Consider the following 2859-nt stretch of genomic DNA (forward strand, 5'->3'; position numbering starts at 1 on the left):
GGGGAAGTGCGGGGTGGGGATCTCCGTGACGAGGGCGCCCGACGCCTGGGAAACGCGGGAAAGGGGTATGCCGCTGCCGGTCGTCGGGATCGACGCCGGCGGATCCGGGATCGGGGCGGAACCCACGACCAGCCGGACGACGTTGGGCCGGCCCGGGGTGTCGCGCCGGCCGGCGCCGACACCGATCGCGTGCACCCGCATCGGCGGGAGCGGACCGAAGGCGTCCGCATGGGTCGCCACGAGCGCCGCCCCGGTCGGCGTGCACAGCTCCACGTCCACCGGTCCGCCGTAACCCGGCAGCCCGGCGGCTCGCAGCAGTTCCAGGACGGCCGGGCCGGGTATCGGCAGGACACCGTGCTCGGTGCGGGCCGACCCGCCACCGAGCGCTACCGCGGACACGACGAGCCGGTCGAGGCCGAGCGCGGCGATCCCGGCGCAGACGCCGACTACGTCGGCGAGCGCGTCGAGCGCCCCGACCTCATGGAAGTGCACGTCGTCGGCAGGGATACCGTGAACGATCGCCTCGGCCTCGGCCAGTGCGGCGAAGGTGGCCACGGCCTGTTCACGGACCGTGTCGGTGAGCGGCGCCTGGGTCAGCAGCCGGCGGACGTCCGGCCAGGTGCGGCGGACGTGTCCGTCCCTCCGCCCACCGTCATGCCCGTCATAACTGATATGATTGATATCACTGCCATGCCCGCTGTGCTCGGTATGAGGAGCGGCCTTGGCGCCCTCATTCCCGCCTTCGCCGTGGGCCTCGCTGATGTCACTACTGGTGATGACGTGGACGCGGGTGGCCGCCAGACCGGCCCGGGATGTGGCGCTGACGTCCAGCCGGACGGGAAGCCCTAGCGCGTCAACAGCCTCGCCGATGACGTCGGCGGGCCGGCCCACTCCGGCGAGCGCGCCGATCAGAGCGCCGAGCAGCATGTCCCCGCTCGCTCCGCTGGACAGGTCGAGCCACCCGAGCCGTACCTGCCCGGGAACGGGGACGGGCCCGGTCGGTTGGACGGACCGGGAGTCGGCGGAAGGCGGTCTGGTGTTGTTCATCAGCAGGTCGGGCCCGAGGCAGGTCGGGCTCGAGCGAAAAGCTCGAGCCACACGAAGTGGACAGCAGGCGGCAAGGACACAGGCAGCAAGGACGGAAGGATAGAAGGTAGGACGGGAGGCAGTACGCGAGAAGGCAGGACGCGAGAAGGATAGAGCCGTGAGGCCGGCATGTGACGACGGCAGGCCACGATCGAGAACCCTGACCCACCATCACCTTGTGTCTGGACGCGGTCTTTGGCCGACGTCTTGTACCTATTTGTACCTATTTGTGTCTCGTTGTGCCTCGAGCCCGCGCTGCCGCGGGCGCGCCGGCGTCCGTGGCCGTCGGCGTCTCCTCGCCGACCTCTCCTGGTTGTCGGCGCCCGCGGACATCGACGTGGGTGGACGCCTGCGCCAGCGGTTGCCGGGTGACCGGCGCTTTAAAGGCCCGAAGGCAGTGTGGCTACCGCACGCAGGACGTCCTGCGGCGTTATCGAGGCGAGGCCGGGGTCGGTGGTGGCCGCGGCGGGATCGCCCCGCCGCCCGGACCACAATGCGACGTGCTGGCCGCGGCCTGGCGGCGGACCCCACTGGGCCGGTGACACCGGCCCGAACAGCAGGACGGACGGTGTTCCGTAGGCGGTCGCGAGGTGACCGATCCCGGTGTCGGCCGCGAGCAGAAGTGACCCGGAGGCCACCAGCGCGCACAGTGCGGGCAGGTCGGTCGCCCCGGCGAGCACGGCCGAGGGTGGCAGTCCGGCGTCTCGCGCTACCGCCGCCGCCAGGTCCGTCTCGGCCGGACTTCCCGTCACGACCACCCGGTGGCCGGCGGCTGCGAGCGTGCGCGCCACCTGCGCCCACCGCCGCGCCGGCCACCGGCGGACCGGTTTCGCGCCGCCCGGGTGCACGATCGTCGCGCCGGTCACAACCGGGGGAACATCCGGCCGCGCCAGGGTCAGGTCATCCGGATCGCACTCGACCCCGTGGGCCTCGAGTAGCCGGCACCACCGCGCGACCTCGTGTTCCTCCGCGACCTCGTGTTTCTCGGGTGCGGTCTGGTGTTCCTCCGGGGCATGGTGTTTGTTCCCGGCCCGACGTTCGTCCCTGTCCCAGGACACCCCGCCCGGCAGGTCGAAGGCCCACAGGTCGTCCGGTGCCGTCGCGCGCAGCACCATCGTCGACGCCGGCCCCCGCCCGTGCAGGTTCACCGCCAGCGCCGGCCGGTGGACGGCTACCGGACCCAGCTGTGGCGTGTCCACGACACCGTCGACCGCCCCGGACAGCAACGCCACCGGCTCCAGCCAGCGCGGTGTGGCCAGCAGGATCTGCGCGTCCGGCCGGGCACGGCGCAGGCCGCGCAGGGCGGGCAGGCCGGTCAGCAGGTCGCCGAGGCCGAGCGCGCGCAGCGCGACGGCCGTCCCGGCCGGGACACGGTCACCGAGGACATGGCTGGAGCGGGCACGGCCACCCGGTGTGCGGTAACGGGATGCGCGGTAACGGCGACCGTTACGGGAAGTCACGGCTAGGAGGTCTCCCACGGCGAGGCGGCGACCAGTTCCCTGACCTCGCAGCCGGGCGGCAGGTGGGCGGTCTCCCGACCGCGCGGATCGACGAGCAGGGTGAGGTGGGACGTTCCAGCTCGCAGCGCCGGTCCGGCGAGAAACACGTCGCCGGCCGAGTCCAGCCTGGCTACGAGCGTCCAAGTAGCCGTCATGGGCGTGCCCCGCGATGGTGTGCGCCGTCATCGTGCCCCGGCGGGGCGAGCAGCAGTGTGATTGCCGATGAGCAGGCTGCGGCCGACGCCACTCCGGTTGGGCACCCTGGCGCTGGGCA

Annotated in this window: 3 protein-coding genes; all 3 read right to left on the reverse strand. The window is 72.4% G+C overall.

The features are described from left to right. On the reverse strand, positions 1 to 1047 hold a 1047-nt coding region (locus tag DD1DGNOD_RS01075; RefSeq protein WP_131769236.1), incomplete at its 3' end, for a LarC family nickel insertion protein. A 419-nt stretch (positions 1048 to 1466) separates the two neighbouring features. Next, on the reverse strand, positions 1467 to 2546 hold the full coding sequence (locus DD1DGNOD_RS01080; RefSeq protein WP_131769237.1) for a glycosyltransferase family 9 protein: 1080 nt from the start codon (positions 2544 to 2546) through the stop codon (positions 1467 to 1469). 2 nt (positions 2547 to 2548) lie between these two features. Then, positions 2549 to 2740 carry a hypothetical protein gene (locus DD1DGNOD_RS01085; RefSeq protein ID WP_131764712.1) on the reverse strand — a complete coding sequence of 64 codons (192 nt, stop codon included), beginning with the start codon at positions 2738 to 2740 and terminating at the stop codon, positions 2549 to 2551. Between the last annotated feature and the right edge of the window lie 119 nt (positions 2741 to 2859).

This window comes from Candidatus Protofrankia californiensis, from assembly GCF_900634765.1.
Lineage (GTDB): Bacteria > Actinomycetota > Actinomycetes > Frankiales > Frankiaceae > Protofrankia > Protofrankia californiensis.

Bases quoted from the DNA above. Each gene is read 5' to 3' on its own strand.
- DD1DGNOD_RS01085 (WP_131764712.1), bottom strand. From the start codon at position 2,740: ATGACGGCTACTTGGACGCTCGTAGCCAGGCTGGACTCGGCCGGCGAC.